Annotated in this window: 22 protein-coding genes; 18 read left to right on the top strand and 4 right to left on the bottom strand. The window is 69.9% G+C overall.

The window, feature by feature from the left end; all coding sequences use genetic code 11:
- Positions 1-137: 137 nt before the first annotated feature.
- The gene (locus K7G61_RS13165; protein ID WP_225846962.1) at positions 138-1,721 is read right to left on the bottom strand and encodes a LacI family DNA-binding transcriptional regulator; all 1,584 of its coding nucleotides are present in this window, start codon (positions 1,719-1,721) and stop codon (positions 138-140) included.
- A gap of 430 nt (positions 1,722-2,151) precedes the next feature.
- Between K7G61_RS13165 and K7G61_RS13160 the strand changes: the two genes are divergently transcribed.
- From K7G61_RS13160 to K7G61_RS13145, 4 genes are read left to right on the top strand one after another with little or no spacing between them, the layout of a single operon-like run.
- Entirely contained in the window at positions 2,152-2,559 is a 408-nt protein-coding gene (locus tag K7G61_RS13160; protein WP_225846961.1) for a helix-turn-helix domain-containing protein, read from the top strand.
- A 57-nt stretch (positions 2,560-2,616) separates the two neighbouring features.
- On the top strand, positions 2,617-3,102 hold the full coding sequence (locus K7G61_RS13155) for a toxin (RefSeq protein WP_225846960.1): 486 nt from the start codon (positions 2,617-2,619) through the stop codon (positions 3,100-3,102).
- 3 nt (positions 3,103-3,105) lie between these two features.
- Complete coding sequence (locus K7G61_RS13150) at positions 3,106-4,227, top strand: MAB_1171c family putative transporter (RefSeq protein ID WP_225846959.1); 1,122 nt, start codon at positions 3,106-3,108, stop codon at positions 4,225-4,227.
- Entirely contained in the window at positions 4,224-5,333 is a 1,110-nt protein-coding gene (locus tag K7G61_RS13145; protein WP_225846958.1) for a serine hydrolase domain-containing protein, read from the top strand. The genes K7G61_RS13150 and K7G61_RS13145 overlap by 4 nt, the downstream gene beginning before the upstream one ends.
- Positions 5,334-5,398: 65 nt before the next feature.
- Here K7G61_RS13145 and K7G61_RS13140 read toward each other — a convergent pair whose 3' ends face one another.
- Entirely contained in the window at positions 5,399-5,878 is a 480-nt protein-coding gene (locus K7G61_RS13140) for a helix-turn-helix domain-containing protein (protein ID WP_225846957.1), read from the bottom strand.
- A 195-nt stretch (positions 5,879-6,073) separates the two neighbouring features.
- Between K7G61_RS13140 and K7G61_RS13135 the strand changes: the two genes are divergently transcribed.
- From K7G61_RS13135 to K7G61_RS13095, 9 genes are all read left to right on the top strand, one after another.
- The gene (locus K7G61_RS13135; RefSeq protein WP_225846956.1) at positions 6,074-6,616 is read left to right on the top strand and encodes a helix-turn-helix domain-containing protein; all 543 of its coding nucleotides are present in this window, start codon (positions 6,074-6,076) and stop codon (positions 6,614-6,616) included.
- 641 nt (positions 6,617-7,257) lie between these two features.
- Positions 7,258-7,701 (top strand): hypothetical protein, encoded by a 444-nt coding sequence (locus K7G61_RS13130; protein WP_225846955.1) that lies wholly within the window; start codon positions 7,258-7,260, stop codon positions 7,699-7,701.
- Positions 7,701-8,243 (top strand): RusA family crossover junction endodeoxyribonuclease, encoded by a 543-nt coding sequence (locus tag K7G61_RS13125; RefSeq protein WP_225846954.1) that lies wholly within the window; start codon positions 7,701-7,703, stop codon positions 8,241-8,243. Before K7G61_RS13130 ends, K7G61_RS13125 begins: the two co-directional genes overlap by 1 nt.
- A gap of 349 nt (positions 8,244-8,592) precedes the next feature.
- Positions 8,593-8,934 carry a WhiB family transcriptional regulator gene (locus K7G61_RS13120; RefSeq protein WP_225846953.1) on the top strand — a complete coding sequence of 114 codons (342 nt, stop codon included), beginning with the start codon at positions 8,593-8,595 and terminating at the stop codon, positions 8,932-8,934.
- A 59-nt stretch (positions 8,935-8,993) separates the two neighbouring features.
- A complete protein-coding gene (locus K7G61_RS13115; protein WP_225846952.1) occupies positions 8,994-9,218 on the top strand; it encodes a helix-turn-helix domain-containing protein in 225 nt (74 codons plus the stop codon).
- Between the two features lie 374 nt (positions 9,219-9,592).
- Positions 9,593-10,651: a hypothetical protein gene (locus tag K7G61_RS13110; protein ID WP_225846951.1), complete on the top strand. Its 1,059-nt coding sequence runs from the start codon at positions 9,593-9,595 to the stop codon at positions 10,649-10,651.
- On the top strand, positions 10,648-11,088 hold the full coding sequence (locus tag K7G61_RS13105) for a hypothetical protein (protein WP_225846950.1): 441 nt from the start codon (positions 10,648-10,650) through the stop codon (positions 11,086-11,088). The genes K7G61_RS13110 and K7G61_RS13105 overlap by 4 nt, the downstream gene beginning before the upstream one ends.
- Positions 11,085-11,600 (top strand): hypothetical protein, encoded by a 516-nt coding sequence (locus K7G61_RS13100; RefSeq protein WP_225846949.1) that lies wholly within the window; start codon positions 11,085-11,087, stop codon positions 11,598-11,600. The genes K7G61_RS13105 and K7G61_RS13100 overlap by 4 nt, the downstream gene beginning before the upstream one ends.
- A complete protein-coding gene (locus K7G61_RS13095) occupies positions 11,597-11,944 on the top strand; it encodes a hypothetical protein (protein ID WP_225846948.1) in 348 nt (115 codons plus the stop codon). The genes K7G61_RS13100 and K7G61_RS13095 overlap by 4 nt, the downstream gene beginning before the upstream one ends.
- A 307-nt stretch (positions 11,945-12,251) precedes the next feature.
- Here the strand turns inward: K7G61_RS13095 and K7G61_RS13090 are convergent, their stop codons facing one another.
- Positions 12,252-12,878: a restriction endonuclease gene (locus K7G61_RS13090; protein ID WP_225846947.1), complete on the bottom strand. Its 627-nt coding sequence runs from the start codon at positions 12,876-12,878 to the stop codon at positions 12,252-12,254.
- A gap of 168 nt (positions 12,879-13,046) precedes the next feature.
- On the opposite strand from K7G61_RS13090, the gene cutA reads away from it, so the two are divergent.
- A complete protein-coding gene (gene cutA / locus K7G61_RS13085; protein WP_225846946.1) occupies positions 13,047-13,379 on the top strand; it encodes a divalent-cation tolerance protein CutA in 333 nt (110 codons plus the stop codon).
- Here cutA and K7G61_RS13080 read toward each other — a convergent pair whose 3' ends face one another.
- On the bottom strand, positions 13,380-14,642 hold the full coding sequence (locus tag K7G61_RS13080; RefSeq protein WP_225846945.1) for a helix-turn-helix domain-containing protein: 1,263 nt from the start codon (positions 14,640-14,642) through the stop codon (positions 13,380-13,382). It lies immediately after the preceding gene.
- Positions 14,643-14,851: 209 nt separating this feature from the next.
- Here K7G61_RS13080 and K7G61_RS13075 point away from each other — a divergent pair, with 209 nt between their 5' ends.
- The 4 genes from K7G61_RS13075 to K7G61_RS13060 all read left to right on the top strand — a co-directional run bounded on the left by K7G61_RS13075 (position 14,852) and on the right by K7G61_RS13060 (position 18,396).
- Entirely contained in the window at positions 14,852-16,000 is a 1,149-nt protein-coding gene (locus K7G61_RS13075; RefSeq protein ID WP_225846944.1) for a hypothetical protein, read from the top strand.
- Complete coding sequence (locus K7G61_RS13070) at positions 15,997-16,929, top strand: NAD(P)-binding domain-containing protein (RefSeq protein ID WP_225846943.1); 933 nt, start codon at positions 15,997-15,999, stop codon at positions 16,927-16,929. The genes K7G61_RS13075 and K7G61_RS13070 overlap by 4 nt, the downstream gene beginning before the upstream one ends.
- Positions 16,930-16,931: 2 nt before the next feature.
- On the top strand, positions 16,932-18,056 hold the full coding sequence (locus K7G61_RS13065; RefSeq protein ID WP_225846942.1) for an isopentenyl transferase family protein: 1,125 nt from the start codon (positions 16,932-16,934) through the stop codon (positions 18,054-18,056).
- 67 nt (positions 18,057-18,123) lie between these two features.
- A complete protein-coding gene (locus tag K7G61_RS13060) occupies positions 18,124-18,396 on the top strand; it encodes a hypothetical protein (protein ID WP_225846941.1) in 273 nt (90 codons plus the stop codon).
- Positions 18,397-18,721 lie beyond the last annotated feature (325 nt).

Genomic DNA, 18,721 nt, shown 5'->3' with positions numbered 1-18,721 from the left:
CAAGCCACTGAAGTCTGTTCGGGACGAAGAGGCCGTGGGTTCAAATCCCGCCACCCCGACTCGGAAAGCAGCAGGTCAGGGCCGGTTTCCCCTCGCGGGGAACCGGCCCTGATCGCGTTGTCGCGGGGTGCAGGGTGTCAACTGGGTGTGATCTTGGTCCGCCGTTTCATGCCCGCCGCGGTGCGGTCCTGCAACAGCCGGTCCAGTACCGGCACTGGGGAACGCGGGCACAGTGCCAGGCGGGCGTCCAGGGACTCCTCCCACACCTCGGTCAGGGCCTCGACCAGCGCGGCCCGCATCGAGTCCGTCACGTGGGCGTAGCGGGCGCTGACCGAACCGTCCTCGTGTCCCATCCGCTCGTCCATGAGGACCTTGGGTGTCCCCAGCTCCTCCATCAGCGTGCGGTGCCCGTGCCGCAGTCCGTGCCGGGTCAGCCGGTCCTTGATCGGCAGCCAGCACGCTTCCGCGCGACTGGCCGCCCCTCGGCCCCGTACGGGAACGCCGGGGAAGGGGCCGCCCGTCACCGGTACGGGGTGGGCGTCGTTGGGGGCCTTCTTCGGGTACCAGCCGGTCGCGGCCGGGGTGAAGATCCACGCGGCGTGGCCGGAGCGCCGCCAGTGCGCAGCCGCCCGCGACGGGCCGACCTGGCGGACGAATCCGACTTCGGCGATGGCCTTCTCCACGCGGACGCGCGTCTTCTCGGCCACCATCTCGGGCCGGTTGAGGACGTTGGAGACCGTGCCGGTGGAGACACCGGCGAGTTCGGCGACCTGGCGCAGCGTCGGCCCCGGCCGCCGGGTGCCGCCCACGCCGCGGCCGCTGTAGACGTACGTCAGCCCGTGGCACGGGCAGGGCTGTGGCTTGCTCCGCGTGATGTGGTCGCCGACGAGCCGGGACAGGAACGGCGGTGAGTCGATGGTGCGGTAGCTATCGTCCTTCGGCGGGCACCGCGACAGCTCGCCGGTGTCCAGCTCGTAGAGCTGCCACTCGATCCGGAAGGCCCGGGACTCCTGCCGCGCGTACTGCGTCTCCAGCCCGACGAGTTCGCCCCAGCGCATGCCGGTGTAGGTCTTGTGGATCTGCGCCACGAACTCGTCGTCCCGGCCGGACAGCAGGGAGGCGCGCTCGGCGATGAGCAGAGCACCGAGCATGGTGGTGATTGCCTTCTCCGGACCGCGATGTCCGCCGCGCCCGTGCCGGCGCCCTCGGCCGCGGCGGCGCTCGGCGACGTTCTTGGGTGCGTGGCCGGCATCGACGGCGTCCGCCAGGAGGCGGTGGAGCAGGGAGCGGTACGTGCGCACACTGCTCGCTGCGAACTGCTTGAGTTGGTCCCTCTCCCAGGCGCTCACCATGCCCTCGGTGATCTCCCGGATCGACTTGTCCCCGAAGGCCGGCAGCAAGTGCGCCAGGGATCGCGGGTAGTTCTGCATGGTGGAGTCGGCGAGGCTCAGGTCCTGCATCTGCTCCTGGGCGAACTGACCGAAGGTGATTCGCGCGGCGACGGCCTCCTTCTCGGGTGGGACGTACCGGCCCTTCTTCGCCGCCTCGAACGCGTCGGCCTCGGCTTTCTCAGCGGCCTTCTGCGCAGTGGTCTTGGTCGGGTAGCGGACGGCCCGGCCGTCCGCGTCCTTCACGTAGTCCTGTGCCTTGCGGTCCGGCCGCTGGTAGCACGCTCGGAAGTACGTCCTGCCCCTGGCAGTTCGCTTCTCCGCGTATGCCACGCGCGCTCACCCCTTTGCTTTGGCCAAGGCATTCATGAGCTGATGGGCGCTGTACTGCCGCCTTGTCAGAGCTGCTGTCACCGCCGCTTCTTCTTGCGCCGTGAAGCAGTCAGCGTTGATCAAGAGGAGGTTGGGGTACCGCTCGTGGTCCATCCAGGCAACGACTTCCCTCGGGACTCCTGCAACGCGCTGCGAACGACCGCAAGGCTCACCAGCCATGCGTACTCCACGTTGTTTGCTGTGGTGGATGCCGATCTACGAACTTGTTCACATAAGTTCCTGGAAAGTCTTGCATCACAGTCACTCTCTGTCAACTGATACCGTACCGACGGTGATGGTCCAGCTAACGTCAGCGGACGGCAGGTGGGATATGGACGGACAGGGCGGACGCCGGACGCTGGCAGAGCAGCTGGACACTTTGTTCAGAACGGTGCAGCCTCTCCGACGGGAGTTCACGTACGAGGAGGTTGCTCGCGGCTGCACGGAAGCCGGCCAGGGCACCTTTTCGAAGACGTACGTCTGGCAGTTGCGCACCGGCCAGCGGGAGAATCCCACCAAACGGCACCTGGAGGCACTCGCCACCTTCTTCGGCGTCCCGCCCGCCTACTTCTTCGACGAAGACGTGGCGACCCGAGTCGACTCCCAACTGGCGTTGGCCACCGCACTCCGTGACGCCGGGGTGCGCGACGTGGCACTGCGGATGATGCGCATGGACGACACCAGTCGGCAGTCGATTGTCCGGATCGTTCAAGAAGTCATGCAGGTGTACGCCGCTCGGTCCGACGAGCCCACCGGCCCGGAGCAGCGGCAGCAGGGTACGCCCGGGGGAATGAACTGAGTCATGGTAGGAGCTTCCCGAAGCGAGCGGCGCCGTCAACGAAAGAGGTCGGCCGGCTTGCGGCGTGCCTGCAGAAAGCGGCTCGAGGAACTCGACCTGCCGGTCGAAGTCGATATCGCCAAGCTTGTCGAACATCTCAGCGGTCGACGCGGTCGGCCCATCATCCTGATGCCCATCGCGGTGCGGGCCTGCGATCCCTCCGGTCTGTGGATCGCCACCGCCGAGGTGGACGTCATCGGATACCAGGCCAACACCAGCCGTCATCACCAAGAGCACATCATCGCCCACGAGCTCGGGCACATGGTCTGCTGCCACCACGGCGTCGTCCAGCCCGACGACCGCAGCGTGAGCCTGTTGTTCCCGGACCTGGCACCGGGCCTCGTCCGCGAACTCCTGCACCGCACGAGCTATTCGGATGCCCAGGAGGAGGAGGCTGAGATCACCGGCAGCCTCCTCGCGGCCAACTTGGTCAACGTTACGTCTACGATGCCGGCCGCATCAGGCGTGCTCGGCAGCCTGGAGTCGGCATGGGGGTTCCGTTAGCTCATGTACTCCTGGTCAGAGACCGCCGGGCTGATCAGTCTGTGGGGAGCAGCGCTCACTCGCGCACCGAGTGCGGTCCGCAATCCCCGGCACCGTCCGCTGTGGCTCGGTGTCTGCCTCATCGCCGCCACCAGCACCCTCTACCAAGACGCAGTGGTCTCTTCGTTGGGGGCGCTGATCGGCGATCTCAACCTGATCGACCTGACGCGAAGCCTCACGCACACCGCCTCCGCTGGAGTGATGCTCTATTTCGTGCTGGTCGCTACGGGTCGCCGGCGTCACTCCACCGTGCTGGTCTGCGTCGTCACGCTGGTGATGGCATCAACCGTGTGGCTGTACCGCGCTGCGCCCCCGCACGCCCGTAGCACGATCTCCACCCCGGAACTTCCGCTGCTCTACTGGCTTCTACCGTTCGGCTTCTACCTCCTTGCGGGCGGGATCTCGGCTGCGGTGTGCTGGCGGCACAGCGACGAAGCCGATCGGGGCATGCTGCGCTGGAGCTTGCGCGTCTTCGGGATGAGCCAGTCTCTCGGCTGCGTGCTGTGGTGCCTTTTCACGGCGTACCTGTTCACCCATGACGCCACCCTGCTGGCCTACGTCCCGCCCCTCACCGGGATGGAGTTGCTCCTGCAAGCCGGCAGCGTGCTCTTGCCAGGCCTCGCGAGCGCCCTACAGCACCTGGAACAACGGTGGGTCCTCTGGCGCCTGTGGCCGCTGTGGCAGGCACTCACCGAGGCAGTTCCCACCGTCGCGTTGCCGGGTCAGACCTCCCGTTGGACGTGCACTACCGCAGTGCGGTGGCAGCACTACCGGCTGATCATCGAGATCCAGGACGCGGTTCTGGCACTTCACGCCTACACCACGCCCGCCATGGTGAGCGCGGCACGCCGTTTCGCCGCCATCCGGGGTGTCACCGCAGGAAACCTCGAGGCGGCGGCCAGCGCCTGCTGGCTGGAGGTCGCCCGGCGAGCCAAGCTCGCCAGATCGGCCCCTTGCGACACAGTCTGCACCTCCCCCTGGCCTGACGGGTCCGGCTTTCGGGAGGACGTCGACTTCCTGATGCGGGTAGCCCGGTTCCACGGCACGGCGCTGACGGCGGAATTCCACCTCAAGGAGGCAGCGTGACCCCTGTCCACGGCCAAGTAGCACCGCGTTTCGAACCGGTACGCGATGCCTTCGCCGCTAATTTCGCCCATCAGCGCGAAGTCGGCGCCGCCCTGTGTGTCTATCAGCATGGTCGCCCAGTGGTCGACTTGTGGGGCGGCATTGCGGACCTCGACTCCGGCGCGCACTGGCAAAGCGACACCCTGACGTACGTCTTCTCCACCACCAAAGGCATTACGGCCACGTGCGCGCACCTGCTCGTCCAGCGTGGTCTGCTCGACCTGGACGCCCCTGTCGCGCGGTACTGGGCGGAATTCGCCGCTGAGTCGAAAGCCGAGATCCCCGTACGCTCACTGCTCTCACACCGCGCCGGGTTGACCGCTCTGGACACCCCCGTCCCCCTCGCCGCGGCCCTGGACTGGCATCCCATGATCACTGCCCTGGCCGCCCAGCGGCCCGCTTGGACACCCGGCACCGCTCATGGCTATCACGCCCAAACCTTCGGCTGGCTTGTCGGGGAAGTAGTCCGCCGTATCACCGGCCGCACTGTCGGCGCCTTCCTCGCCGCCGAGATCGCCGAACCCCTGGGGCTCGACTTCCATATCGGCCTACCCGCCAGCCATGAACCCCGCGTCGGCCGGCTCATCCTCCCCCCGCCCGCCACAGACCCCGACGACGCCCCCACCCTGCGCCGGGCCAGCGCCGTCACCACTCCTCCCATCGACCCCAACGACCCCAAGGTCCACGCCGCAGAGATCCCCTCCTCCAACGGCATCGGCACCGCTCACGCCATCGCCCGGTTGTACGCCGCTCTCATCGGCGAGGTCGACACCATGCGCGTCCTCAGCCGTGCCACCCTCGCCACAGCCCTTCGCCCCCAGTCCGAGGGGCCAGACCTCACGCTGGGATTCCCCACGCGTTTCGCTCTCGGCTACGCACTGCCGTCGCAGGCCTTCCCCCTGCTCGGTCCCGGCTCCTTCGGCCACGGCGGTCGCGGGGGGTCCGTCGGCTGCGCCCACCCGCCCACCGGAATCACTGTCGGATACGTCATGAACCGCCTGAGCCACGGCGTCACCACGGACACCCGCTTCGCCAACCTCGCCGCCGCCATCAAGGCCTGTCTTTGAGGGCCCAGCGGGGGGATGAACAGGTGATCAAGACCTGCTCTGCACTCCCCACCCACTGACTCCTACTACGAACCTTCCATGGTCACGTCGATCTTCAACGACCTGAGAACGGCCAGTAGTTGGTCTGCTGGGGTGCCTTCCTCACCTCGGACAACAATCGTCGCCTTCACGCGCCCCGACGGCGTGGTCACCTCGGTTACACGCGAATCGATCAGCGGGCCTTCCTTGAGCGCCTGCCGTACGCGGATGGACAGGTCCGATGCCTCCGCTGCCGGTTCGGGCACGACTGCCTGATTCGGGCCGGAGTCTTCGCGGAGGACGGGGGCGCCACCGCCGAGGACGCGCTCGACGGAGTCCTCTGCCCATCCGACCAGCCGGGCGTAGGCAAGGACGGTGGGCGTGACCTTGACGATCGCGCCCCGCTCGATGTTGCGGAGGGCACCGCGCTTCACGCCGATCCGTCCCGCGACGTCCTGCTGTTCCATGCCGCGCTCAGACCGTGCCGCCTTCAGCGTCTCGCCGAGGCGGGCCCAGTTCCTGTCCATGGGACTCATCATGCCCCACGCCCGTGCAACAGCAGGGGCGCACGAACAGCGCGGACGGGCGCATTTGTTGCAGGGAGGGTGCCAGAGGTGCGTCGAGCGGTCAGATGCGACCACCCGAGTGAATGCTCAGAAACTGAACGCAGAAGTACCCAAAATCCTCTCTTGTTGCGCATAGTAGACATACAGTTACTGAGCATGACACTGAACGGAACGGCGATTCGGGCGTTGCGGCAACGTCAGCGTCTGAGTCTGCGGCGCCTGGCCCGCCTCGCGCAGACATCACCGAGCCAGCTCTCGCGCATCGAGCGGGGGCGCGCCGGTGCCGGAGATGACCTGGCCCTCCGGCTGGCCGAGGCACTGGCCGTCCCGGTGGTCGACATCACCCGAGGAGAAGTTGTGGCCACGAATGAGACGCAGTTGGCGGAGGCCAACGAGGACACGCGACCTCAACAGGGTGCGAGGAAGAGGCGGCCCACGCCGGCGGCGACGAAGACCGGCAGTCGCGCCGTGCCGTATCCGGGCACACCGGAGGGCGCGTTCTTCCACTACACCCCCGAGGAGGCGGCCTTGTTCCTCCCTTGGTCGGCTCTCCAGCTCAAACGCAAGGCGTACGCCAGGGAGATCCCGTTCAACGGCGGTGGCGCCCGGGTGACCTTCACCGGCCGGAACGTCTGCGAGATCAGCGAGATGACGGCCGTGCGCCCGTTGGCGGAGACCGTCCAGGCGCGCAGCGCATAAGCGACCGCATCTACGAAGACACCGGTGGACGGCGGGCCCTAGCCCGGCCTTGATCGCCGCCCCCGGCGCCCCGGAACCTCAACCACTAGGCGAACTGAGGCACCGTGAACCAGAACTGTAGACCCGAGCACCGCCCGCGCACCTGCCGAGTGTGCAGCGCGATGCGCCACCCGTCGCAGCTCACAGCCCGCCGGGCACTCTCCGCCATCCCGCGGCAGAGCCGCGTCGGCCAGCGTCAAGGAAGGGGTGGCAGCTGATGCCGCTACACACCCCGATCGGCCATGAGGCAGACGCTGCTGCCGCGGAGGACGACCCCGGCGTGTTGCAGGGACGCCGCTGTCCGTCCTGCAAGACGAGCACGACACCCGAGGAGTGGGCTCATGGATGAGGTGTTCGGACCGGAATACGTCCGGCCGAAGCAGAGAGACTGCCCGCACTGCGGCTGCTGTACCGAGGATCTGTGCCAGCGGGGCCGAAACCGGATCGTGCAGTGCGCGGGCCTGACGCCCGACCGCTTTCGTGACACCGTCTCGGGGTGCCCGTGTTCAGCGGAGACGACCAGGCACACCGCGGCCTGGCGGGCGGCGCAAGTCCGCGTAACCCGGCTCGCGCGGGAACGGCCGCTGACGGCCGAGGCGGAGATGCTGCTTCGCTCCCTGTGGGGCGACGTGCTGGCCGAGTCCGTGATGGATCCAGGTGGGCTCCTACCGCAGCTGCGGGTGCGGGGGCTGGCCCGGGCTGGGCATTCCCGGCGGCCGGAGATCACCGAGCTGGGCCGTACGTACCTGGCCGCCCGCGATGAAGTACGGGCCGCCACCGCGGTGCGGGTGGCGTGCGTGGACACGAGCACGCGGACCGTTCTGGTGGAAGTCTCGGCGTGGAGGCCCAACGAGCCGGTGACCGTGCTGCTCGACCAGGTCGTGGCCGACACAGGCGTGCCTGCCGACGAGCTGACGGGCCGCTGGCTGGCGGCCGACGCCAACTGTCGAGCACGTTCCGCCGATGCCCTGATCCTGACCGGATTCCGGGAGTCCGCGCTGCCGCTCACCGAGGCGATCGGCGTGGGCGGTGATGAAGACGAGTGATGCTTCCAGGGCAGCGGTCCGGGCCCGAGCTGGCGCCGGACGACGACGCGGTGCTGGCGGTGACCGTACTCGGGCTTCCGGCGCCACAAGGAAGCAAGTCCCCCAGGGTCGGGGACCGCGTGGTCGAGTCAGCAGCGGCCGTGAAGCCATGGCCGGAGGTTGTGGTGCGGGCGACTCGTCAGGCGATCACCCGCAAGCGTGGCTGGAGCGCGCTGACCGGCCTGCTCGAAGCCAGCATGGTGTTCTCTTTCACCCGGCCGCGCGAGCACTTCGGGACGGGCTGGGACGCGGGCCTGCTGCGAGCCTCGGCACCGCCCCGGCCGGACGTCACGCCGGACCTCATCAAGCTGGCGCGCAGTACGGAGGATGCGCTGGCGGTGGCTGGCGCCTACCGCGACGACGCGCTGCTCGTCGGCTACCGGCGGCTGGAGAAGCGGTACACCACCGACCACGGCCGGGTGCCGGATGTGCTGGCGCTGCAAGGCGCCGTGATCCGGCTGTACCGGGCGGCGAGCGCCCCGCCGGGCGGTGACGGGCCGTGACGGGCGAGGAGATCGCGGCAGCCCTCGACACGGCAGCAGACCGGCCACCTGGCCGCAGCAGCGGTCGACGCAGCCCTGACGTGGATCTGGCTGTGGCTGCCCGTGCTGCTGCTGGGGGCGGTGACGGCCGCGGCGTGGCGCGGGGTGATCAGTCGGCGAGTCCGGCCCGCGAAGTGCCCGGACGTGTCCGGGCCTGCCTGGACACGTCCGGGACAAGACGCCGGGCCTCCGCCCGCGCCCGCGGGCCAGGCCGACATCTGGGGGCTTTGACCAGCACGGACACCTACCAGGAGGTGTCCGAAGGGCCCGGTCCGGACGTGTCCGGACAGCAGGAAGCAAGGAGCTGATCATGCCGCGACCAAGCCGCTATGCCCCCGACACCCTTCCCCGCCCCCGAACGTGGAAGGACGACGCCGCCTGCCGCGGGGTCGACACCTCCGTGTTCTTCCCGGCCGGGAGGAACAGCGCCTCGGTCGAGTCCGAAGCCCAGTACGCCAAGACGTTCTGCGCCGCCTGCCCGGTGCGCGCCACCTGCCTGTCGCACGCCCTGGCGCACCGCGAGGACTACGGCGTGTGGGGCGGCCTGGACGAGAACGAGCGGGCCGACCTCATCCGCCAGACCCGCCTGGCAGCAGAGCGGCAGCGCCGCCGTGCCAGGGAGCGCGAGCGAGCGCCCGGAGCTGTGGCGTAGCCCCGCCCCGGCCACCCGGCCTGCCCAAGACACCAACGAGCGCGAAGGACAGCACCACCATGGCCAGTGATCTGACCGACCGTACGCGGCATCAGAAGCGGCGCCCGAGGCGCAGGGGCGAGGAGCGGGAGCTGCTGCGCCACCAGCTCAAGGAGGGCTACGCACGGCCTGCGTCGATCCGTGCCCTCGCCGCCGAGCACGACCTCAGCTTCGGGCTGACGCGCGTGCTGCTGCTGGAGGCGGGCGTCGAGCTGCGCACGGGCAAGCCCTCCGGGCCGGAGTGAGCGACGCCCATTGCCTCAGTCGTGCCTGCCCGGCCACCGTCAGGCAGGCACGGCTGGGGGGACACACACTGCTGGCACTGCCAGGGCGAAGTGCTGTGGATGGTGACCGAGGCCGCCAGGCGGCAGTGGACCCGGAGCCCTCGCAGGAGGGCAACGCCGCGGTGTTCCGGGACGGCACCGATACCTACCGATCGCGCCGCCCGACCGAGGAGCCGCCGGTCGCGCCGTGGGAGCGGATGTACGTCCCACAGCCGGCAAGGCGCTTGCAACACCGCCGGTGCTGCCGCTCGGAGTTGCGGACTTCACCGCCTACCGACGCAAGGCCCGAGGCCGGCGACCGGCCCCCTACTCGACAGCGACCGAGAAGAGATGCCGTGAGCAACGACCAGGAGCAGCCGCCAGGGCGGTTGACGGGTTGCCCGCCGCATGAGTTCGGCAACGCTCTGGCCTGGAAGTGGACGCGGGAGATGCCGCCGACGCTCAAAGGCGGATTCCTGACGCTGCTGTACGCGATGCGGGCGATGGCCGCCGCGTCCGGTGAGCTGCGGTTCTCCGGCGACGGCAGGCCGATCCGCATCCAGGACATCGCCAAGGCCGCCGGCTGCCGGGAGAAGGACGCCCGCCGTTACCTGGAGGCTGCGGTTCTCGCCGGTGTTGTCGTGGTCATCGGCGAGCGGCGCCGCGGCAAGCCGACTCTGTACGCGCTGGTGCTCGGGCCGGTGCAGGACTGGGAGGCAGCGGCCGCTCATCTGCGGGCGACCGCGCGGCTCCGCAAGGCTCCCAAGCCCGACGAGCGTTCGGGCCACAGCGGCCCGAACTTCCAGGTGGAGGTCCGGGCCACGGCGGCCCGAACCGGAGAGGGCTGGGTTCGGGCCACAGCGGCCCGAACTGACGCGGACGAAGTTCGGGCCACAGCGGCCCGTATGGGTTCGGGCCACGGCGGCCTGATTGGTTCGGGCCGCCGTGGCCCGAATAACCCAGGAAGCAACCAGGAACTAACCCAAGAGGTGGCTGAGGTAGTACCTCAGCCACGGGACCGCGCGGGCGCGCGGGCCGAAGACGATTCCTCTGAGTACGACGAGGCAGCCGGGACCGCTGCGCGGCACGGCGGCGCTGACCCGGCCGACACCCGGCGATTCTGCGCGTGCGGCCAGCGGCTGCTGAGACCGGACCGGGACCAGTGCGCCGGATGCCTCCGGCAAACAGCCCAGAAACCTGTGCAAGGCACTCTCCTGCTGCCCCTGATCGGAGGAGCCCGTCAAGATCCTTCAAAGCCTTCTGGACACGCCCAATGGCCGTGCGAGGACCCTGCGGCACAAGCCCGGGTCTGCGTCTGCAGACGCGCATTCCGCCTTCCCGGCTCCGACGCCTGCCCAGACTGTGCGCCCGCCGCACGGCAGCAGCACTTCGACCCGGCGGTGAGCGGCGGATGAACCCCGACTTCCTGCCCGCCTTGCAGCGGTCGCTACGCGCCCTGGGCGAGTACGCAGCCAGGCACGAGGTGAACGACCAGACGCTGGCGGAGATCGCCGGCGAGGTCGACCGGGCCCGGCAGCTCGTCGCGCAGGCTCGCGGCGCCCACCGGGCCAACGCCTGCCCCCGCCACCCGGGCGGGCCGGTCGACCCGACCGCACCGAACGGCTGCCTGCTGTGCGGCACGCAAGAACGGCGGCCGGCCCGGCCGCTGCCACAGGGCATCGCGTCCGGCGAGGTCCTGCGGTTCCTCCAGGCCCACGGGCAGGACGCCGCCGCCCGCCGCTACGGAGCGCAGGCCGTCACCCGCGCCCTGGTCGCCGCCCACCGCCCCTCCTCGACCCCGCGGCCCGGCGAACCGGCCGGGCCGCACGACGACACCGAAGGAGCGAAGTGACGCTCAGCACTCCCGACGAAATGCGTGGATTCCTGCGCATGTGCCTCGCCCCCGGTCCCGACCGGCATCGGCGCACCCCAACCGAACTCACCATGGTCATGCCGGACTGGCTCCTTGGCCACCTCGCCGAGCACGCCCCACACCTGGTGGCCATGCACGCCGACGTCACGGCCGCCGAGGAACTGGTCGCCCTGGTCGAGATCGCCCTGAACTGGTCCGGAGTCGGCCGCCGCCCCGCCGACCAGTACCGGGCCATGGCCCAGCGCCTGCACCACCTCGGCCTGCTCACACCAGCCAACCCGCGCGGCGCCACGTTCACCTGCAGCGGCCCCGACTGCGACGCAACCGCCACCACGGACACTGCCCTTGCCGTGTGGAGCCACCCGGCCGGCGGTCCGTGGCCGTGTCTGACCTGCTCCGAAAAGAACTGGTCGCCTGCGTCCCGCGCCCGGATCACCGACATCCCTCCCGGCCCGGAACCCGCCCGCACTCGGCAGGGAGGATCGCGGTGACCCGGGCCAGTTCGCTGATGGTCTGCCTGTTCGGCATCAGTTACCTCACCGCGACGCTGGCCAGCGCCAACGCAGCCGCGCACGGGCACAGCGGATACGCCGCGGTATTTCTGACCGCGTCCATCGTGCTGTTGTTGGCCGCTCACCGCGAACTCCGCCACTCGGCACGGCTGCTCCGCACCGTCGCCGTCTACCGGCACGGCCAGATGTCCGGGCCGCTGCGCGACGCGATCGACTACGCAACCGCGCTGCCACCCGGCTGCACCTGCGACACCTGGTGGACCAGCCTCGGCGAGCAGCACGCGCCCGCCTGTCCTGGCCGCGCCCGGAACAACACGGCGTGATTTGCTCGCACGTACAGCGCCTCAGCTCCCCACCGCATCGATCTCCGGTTCCATCCAGGCTCCGCCGTCTCTGCCCCGGATCGACAGCAACCTCCGGCAGACGCGTTGGATCCGGCGTGGATGAGCTTGGCTCTCACCCTGCGTAGTGGGGGCCAGGGTGAGTAGCAGCAGGTCAGCGCCAGGGGCGCCGCCAGGCGAGGATCACGCATGGCGATCGGGCGTTCTTGATCACACTGCAAGGAACCGCCGGAGGAACGCCATCATCCAGCCCCGGAGGATCGTGTGGGGGCGCTTCTTCAGTAGGGCCTCACATCCACGGGGCGGGACCAGTGCGACTCGCCCACCCCGCCAGAGCCCGCTCGTCGAAGCAGCGAATCCCCTGCCGCACCGCGTAGTCCAATGCTGGTCGAGTGAACAGACTCGTGGTTACGATGACCGCCACCTGTGCGCCGTGCACCGTGTAGCAGGTCCCACCGAACCGTTGCGCATCCTGCGACCCGACCTTCGTCGTGGGCCCGTACCTCTTGCACTGGATAACGATTCGCCTCCCGTCCGGTGCGGTCGCCAACACGTCGGCACCCAGATCGCCAGCGCCTCCGACTCGGCGGGCGTCGAGGCAACCATCACGCCGACAGAGATAGGCAATCGCGTCCTCGAACTGGCGCGGGTCCATGGCGTGATAGCGAGCAATCTCCATCGACTGGGCCGCTCGGACCTGCGCCTGGTGACGTTCCCACAAGCGCCGTTGTTCAGCACGGCGGGTGCCCCGGACTATGAGTCCGCCGGCCCCTGCGCCCACCAGCATAAGCACCACGACGCCTACGAGCGGACTATTGGCAAGCAGGTTGACAAGGATGACGAGGCCGATAATGCCAGCAATGGATGCGGCGACAATTCGCCCTGTGAACGAACCTCGATGTGCTGGTGTCGCCATGCGCCCCCCTTGAACAACGTGTGCGCGCAGCGTAGTTGACCCATGCCTGAGCGCGCTCCTAGATCGCACAAGAGCATCCAAGATGGGATCACACGGGCCCTCCGACTGCTCACCCGCCGGCGATATGGGTACTGTCGCAGCACAGCGCGCAAACGAGGGAGACCGCCAGTGGCCGAGTACCTGACCGTCCTGACCACGACCGACGCCCCCGAGAAGGCGGATACGCTCGCCCGCAGCGCGGTGGAGGCGAAGGTTGCCGCGTGCGCGCAGATCGACGGCCCCGTCACCAGCGTCTACCGGTGGGAAGGGGCGGTGCAGACCGAGCAGGAGTGGCGGATCCTGTTCAAGACCACCTCCGACCGGTACCCGGCTCTGGAGGCGCACATCAAGGCCGAGCACGACTACGACACCCCAGAGATCATCGCCACGCCGGTCACCCACGGCAGCGCCGACTACCTGTCGTGGGTAAACGCCCAGACCACCGGGGCCGCTGAGGGCTGATCAGGCGGTCAGCGCCGCCTGCACGCTGGCCGCCAGATCCCGGGCGGCCGAGTGCTGGGCGGGCAGCATCCCGGCCAGGGCCGCCAGCCGTTCGTGGCCCATCGTCGTCGGTGTCGCCGTGGCGGCCTGTACGAACCGGCGGCCGACGTCGACGGCCTGGTCGACGTCACCGGACACCAGGTAGCCGGTCGCCACGTCCGCGAGGACCGCGATGCGAACCTTCGAGTCGTCGTCGCCGAGGTGGTCGAGTGCGGCCTGCGCGGTCGCAGCCAGGTCACGGTGCCTGAGCCGCGCGTACGTCGAGACCATCAGCGAGTCCAGGCGCGGGCGCTGGTAGAACCGCATCCACGCCTGCTCGACGTTCGGGTTCGCGTAGTCGAACGCCGTCGTGGCCCGGTCCAGGGCCCGCACCGCGCCCTCGCGGTCGTCCACTGCGGCGGATTCCTCGGCCTCTCGGGCGGCCAGCCACGAGCGGGCCGTCGCGTAGCCGGGGCCGCGCACATGCTGCTGCGCCGAGGCCAGCATGTCGCGCGCGGAATTCGAGGGCAGCGCATACGAGGCATACCCCAAGGACAGGGCGACGACCGGCGGGCGCCCGGCCTCTCGCCCCGCCAGCACCGCGGTCTTGTAGTAGTTGCGGGCGGTCTCCAGGTCGCCGACGTCGTACGCGGCCCACCCCGCCAGCGCGGCTGTCTCACCCGCAGCCACCGTCAGAGCCCTCCGGTGCGGACCGGAGCGGGGCAGCAGCGCGGTCAGCGTCTCCAGGTGCGTGCCGAGCCGCTGCGCCAGCACCCGGGCGGGCACGTGGTGCTCGCTGACAAACAACTCCGCTGTGGCGTCCACCAGTTGGTCGGCGAGCGCACTGTCGACGTGCAGGCCGGCGACCGCGGCAGCGAGGCGCCCCCATGGTTCGGCGGCCATTCCGGCCGCCACGATCGAGGCACCGAGGAATCCACGTCGCTCCACGGGAGATACCTCCTCTGGGTCATCCAGTGGTACCGATGTTGACACGAGGGTGCGGTGCCGCCGGCTGGCAGCGACGGCCCGCCGTACCTCGTCCACGGTCAGCCCGTAGCCGCGGGCGATCACCTCATGCCAGAACGGCACCGGCAGCCGCTTCTCGGTCTCCCACCGCTTGAGGTTCTCCGGGTCGACGAACCGGCCGCTGACCTGCTCCAAGTGGCGCGCTTGCTCGTGCCTGGTGCGCCCGGTCCCGTCCCGCAAGGCCCGCAGCAGGTGGCCGATGCCGTCCGGACTCATCATGCGCCTGTCCCCACTCGTGCGCTTCCTCGGAGGATTCATCCTGGCCCCCCTGCCGGCCCCCCGGTCGCAGAATGCACCCTTTTCCGGCCCTGCCCGCCGAGCACGGGGCGCTGTTGAACTGGACGCCCACCCTCGAAGGAGCGTCAGTGACCGACACAGCCCCCGCTCCATCCTTACCCGAGCCGCTACAACTTCCCACCGTCCATGCTGTGTTCGCGCAGGCCGCCGATACCATCCATCGAGCCGCCGCCGACCTGTGGCCGCACCAGCCTGTGCACCTGGTGGAGCAGGTGCCGAGCCCCACCAGCTACGTGCAGCGGCTGCGGGTCGGCGACCGGCCCCTGTACGCGAAGGTGTCGCTGCTGGGCGTCTCGCTGGTGTCGCTGTTGCGCGGCGCGTGCGGCACCTGGCCCGCCGTCCAGGCCGCCCAGTCGGTCTACCAGGACAGCGGCGACGGTCTGCTGGAGCGGGAAGCGGCACAGCTGCACGCCCTGGCCGCCGCCCGCTACCCCCGCGTGTGCACCCCGGCCGGCGTCGCCCGGGGCGTACTATTCACGGAGCCCGTAGCCGGCTCGTCCCTGGGCGAACTCCTCCTGCTGCAACCCGGCGACGCCGCCGTCCTCCTGCAGGTGCCGCTGGACGAGCTGCGCGCCTTGCGCCACCCCTCGGTCGTTCACCGACTGCGGCCGTTCGCGCCTATCTCCGAGCGGAGCATCACCGGCACGTTCCTGCGGAAGTTCACCGGCGTGACCGGCAGCGTTTACCTCAACCGCCTCGGCATCGACCGGTGTGCGCCCGCCCAGCGGGACGACGTGGTGGATCTGCTGCGGGCCACCGTGGCGCGGCTGCAACGCCTCGGCACCGAGCTGACCCCCGGCCGCCCGGCGCTCGTCTACGGCGACTTGAAGCCGGAGCACGTGCTGTTCCCCGACGGGCCCGGCCAGCGGCCGGTGCTGCTCGACCCGGGTCTGCTGCGCGCCCGCCCGGCAACGGACTACGCCAAGCTGGCCAGCCGAACCGTGCTTCTCCTGGCCGCGCGCCGCCCCAGCTCCGCCATCGCCGGCTCGATCGCCCAGGGGCTCGCCGACGTCGCCGAGCGCCATACAGAGCGGTCCACGCGGCGGACGTGGCTGCGGGAGGTCCTGACGCTGTGGCTGATGGACACCATCAACATCCTCACCACCTACCTGTCCGCACCGTCCACGCTGCCGCTGCCCGCGCAGGCCATGGCGCTGATCGGGCGGGCCGAGACGGTGTGCGCCCTGGTCGACGCCATCAGCGGTGACCTGGCCGTCAACGCTGATCCGGCCGCGGTGTGGGACCGCGCTCTGGAGCGGATCGAGGTTGCTGGTTCATGACCTCCTCACCCGCCGTGCACTCCATCGGCGTGATCGGCGCCGGAGCGGTCGGCCAAGCCGTCACCGGCGCGCTCGTCGTCACCGGCTTGTGTCGCGACCTGCTCATCGCCTCGCGCACCAGCGAGCAGGCCGCGGCCCTGGCCGCCGACCTCGCCGACATGTGCGCCGCCACCGGCTCGCCCGTGCACCCACGGCCCGCACGGTCTGTCGACATGCTCGGCTGCCAGGCCGTTGTCGTCGCCGCCCGCGTCTCCTTCACCAACAATCTCAGCCAGGACGTGCGCATGGGCGGTGCGCGTGCCAACGCGCCCGCCATACGCGGTATCGGCGCCGCGCTACGCGGCCACACCGGCACCCTGCTGATGGTCACCAACCCGGTCGACCTCATGAGCCAACTGGTGGCCGAAACGTCCGGCTGCACCCGGGTATTCGGGATCGGCTGCAGCCTCGACACCGCCCGCTACCGCCTCACCCTGGCGCGGATGCTGGACGTGCCGCTGCACGCTGTCGAAGGCCGCGTCATCGGCGAGCACGGCGACGCCGCCGTGGTGTGCACCTCCAGCACCACCGTCCACGGCAGCCCCCTCGACGTCCCCGTAAAGCAAGTACGCGACGAACTCGCGAACCGGCCCCGGCGGATCAGCGCGGGCGTCGGCCGCACCCGTACCGGCCCGGCCGGTGCCGTCCTTTCCGCGCTGCGCCTGGCACTCGGTGTCGAAGACGGCACCGTCGAATTGTCCGCCCCGTATCAGGACGGCTGGCTCGGAATTCCATTGCGGTTCACCGCCGGACGGCCCGTGCCGTGCATTCCTCACCTGGACGATGACGAGGCCCGGCAGCTCGACACCGCGTACATCAAACTCCGCGCCGCCTACCAGGTTCTGCGCGGCGACCAGCCCGACCCGCACTCGACCGTAAGGACCCCCTGACCATGCACGCCACCCGACTGACTGCCGCCGACGCGGCAGTAGCCGTCACTTCCAACGACCGGGCCGTCACCGACTGGTGCGCCCGCTACGTCCGGCCTTGGTGGGAAGCAACGGATCTCCCTGCCGATCAGATCTGCAACGAGCCGCTGGTCGTCGCCGAGGTCAACCCCACCAAGTGGGCCGACCTGGCCGCCGCCGTCAGCTCGGCCCCGCACACGACGATTGAATACGCCCGCGCACCCATGCTCCTGGCCCGCGACAGCGACGACTACGCCATCTCGGGCGTCTCCCGCGAGGAACAGCTGGCCTACCGCTCCGAACCCGCCTCCGGCCGCCTGACGATCTACGGCTGCGACCCCGAGCAGGTGGCGACCGCCGCCGCCCGCTTGGCCCGCGAGGCGATGCGCGGCGTGCTGCTGCGCGCCGGCTGGACCGTCCTGCACGCCTCCGCCGTCGTCAAAAAGGACCGCGTCGCGCTCACCTTCGGCTCCAAGGGCGCGGGCAAGACCACCACCGCCGTCACCCTGGCCGCCCGCCACGGCTGGCAGCTCCTCGCCAACGACCGCGTGTTCGTCCGCCCCAGCCTGGCCAGCGGCGTGTGCGTCCTGCCCTGGCCTTCCGCCGCCGCGCTCGGCCTGGGCCTGCTCGACGCGCTCGGCTGGTACGACACCGTCAAGGCCAGGCTGGAAGCGGGCGAGGTCCTGCACCCCACACAGAAACAGCGCGTCACCGACGCCCTACTCAGCGGGCAGCGCGCCCCGCTGTGGGAGGGCAAGCGGGAACTCAAGGCGCAGATCTGGCCCGACCAGTTCCCCAAGTGGTTCAACCTGGGAATGGCCGCCGGCGGACAGGCCGCCACTCTGCTGTTCCCCTGCATCGAGTCGGGCGCCGAACCGGCATCGGCCGACGGCAAGCGCACCCTCTGTGCGGACGACTTCATGAGCGGGGCAACGGAGGACCGGTACCCGGACGTGTTCGAGCTGGCCCGCGTCGACGGGGGAGGCACCGCCGAGGCCCGCCAGGCCGTCGCCGAACGGCTCGCCACACTCCCCCACCACTCCGTCGTGCTCGGGCACGACGTCAACGCCAACGCCGACTTCCTCAACAAGCTGATCGAGAACGCCTGACCGCCAGGGCGCCGCAGCCCTCATACTGCGGCCCCCGGCCCGCCCCGGGCGAGGAAGCAGGGCCGCCATGCCCCTCCGCCAGCACGTGCCGACCCCGGAGGAGAACCGCGCCCGCAACGTTGCCCGCATCCTGAACCCGCCGCCCCGGACACTCCGCGACCGGGTCAGCGGCGCCGCCTACCGCGTGAGCGAATGGTGGTGGCGGCGCGTCAGCCGTCGAAAGCTGGTGCAGCTCCTCGACCGCGCGCGGCTGGTTCGCGATCCCGTCGAACCGCCGCCCGGGGCACTCGACCGCCTGCGCGCCGACTACGCCCGCCAATTGGAGACGGACGAGCCCTGACCTCTTGGTGCAGCCGCGCCACGCCGCCGCCGCACCTCTCGCCACACCCACCGCGGCAGCTCCCAGTACAGCAGACGCAACGGCCAGTACAGGCAGTACACGATCATCCACCAGTACAGCAGCCCGATGCCCTTGACCAGGGCCACAAGCGCCCTACCGCCGCCGCTCGATCCACGCCGGCGGGGCCAGCGCGGCAACAGCGGAATCGACACCCGTAGTGGCCCTAAACCGCCTGACAGACGAACGCTCATCGGACCCCTTCCGGCCACTGGCACTGCGAACCAGATCACGGTAGTGACCGGGTGGCCACGGAAAGGCGTCAACG

It is taken from the genome of Streptomyces sp. HPF1205 (assembly GCF_020400825.1).
GTDB lineage: Bacteria > Actinomycetota > Actinomycetes > Streptomycetales > Streptomycetaceae > Actinacidiphila.
The sequence above is the reverse complement of the archived record's forward strand: the minus strand, read 5'-3'. Positions and strand labels throughout refer to the sequence as shown.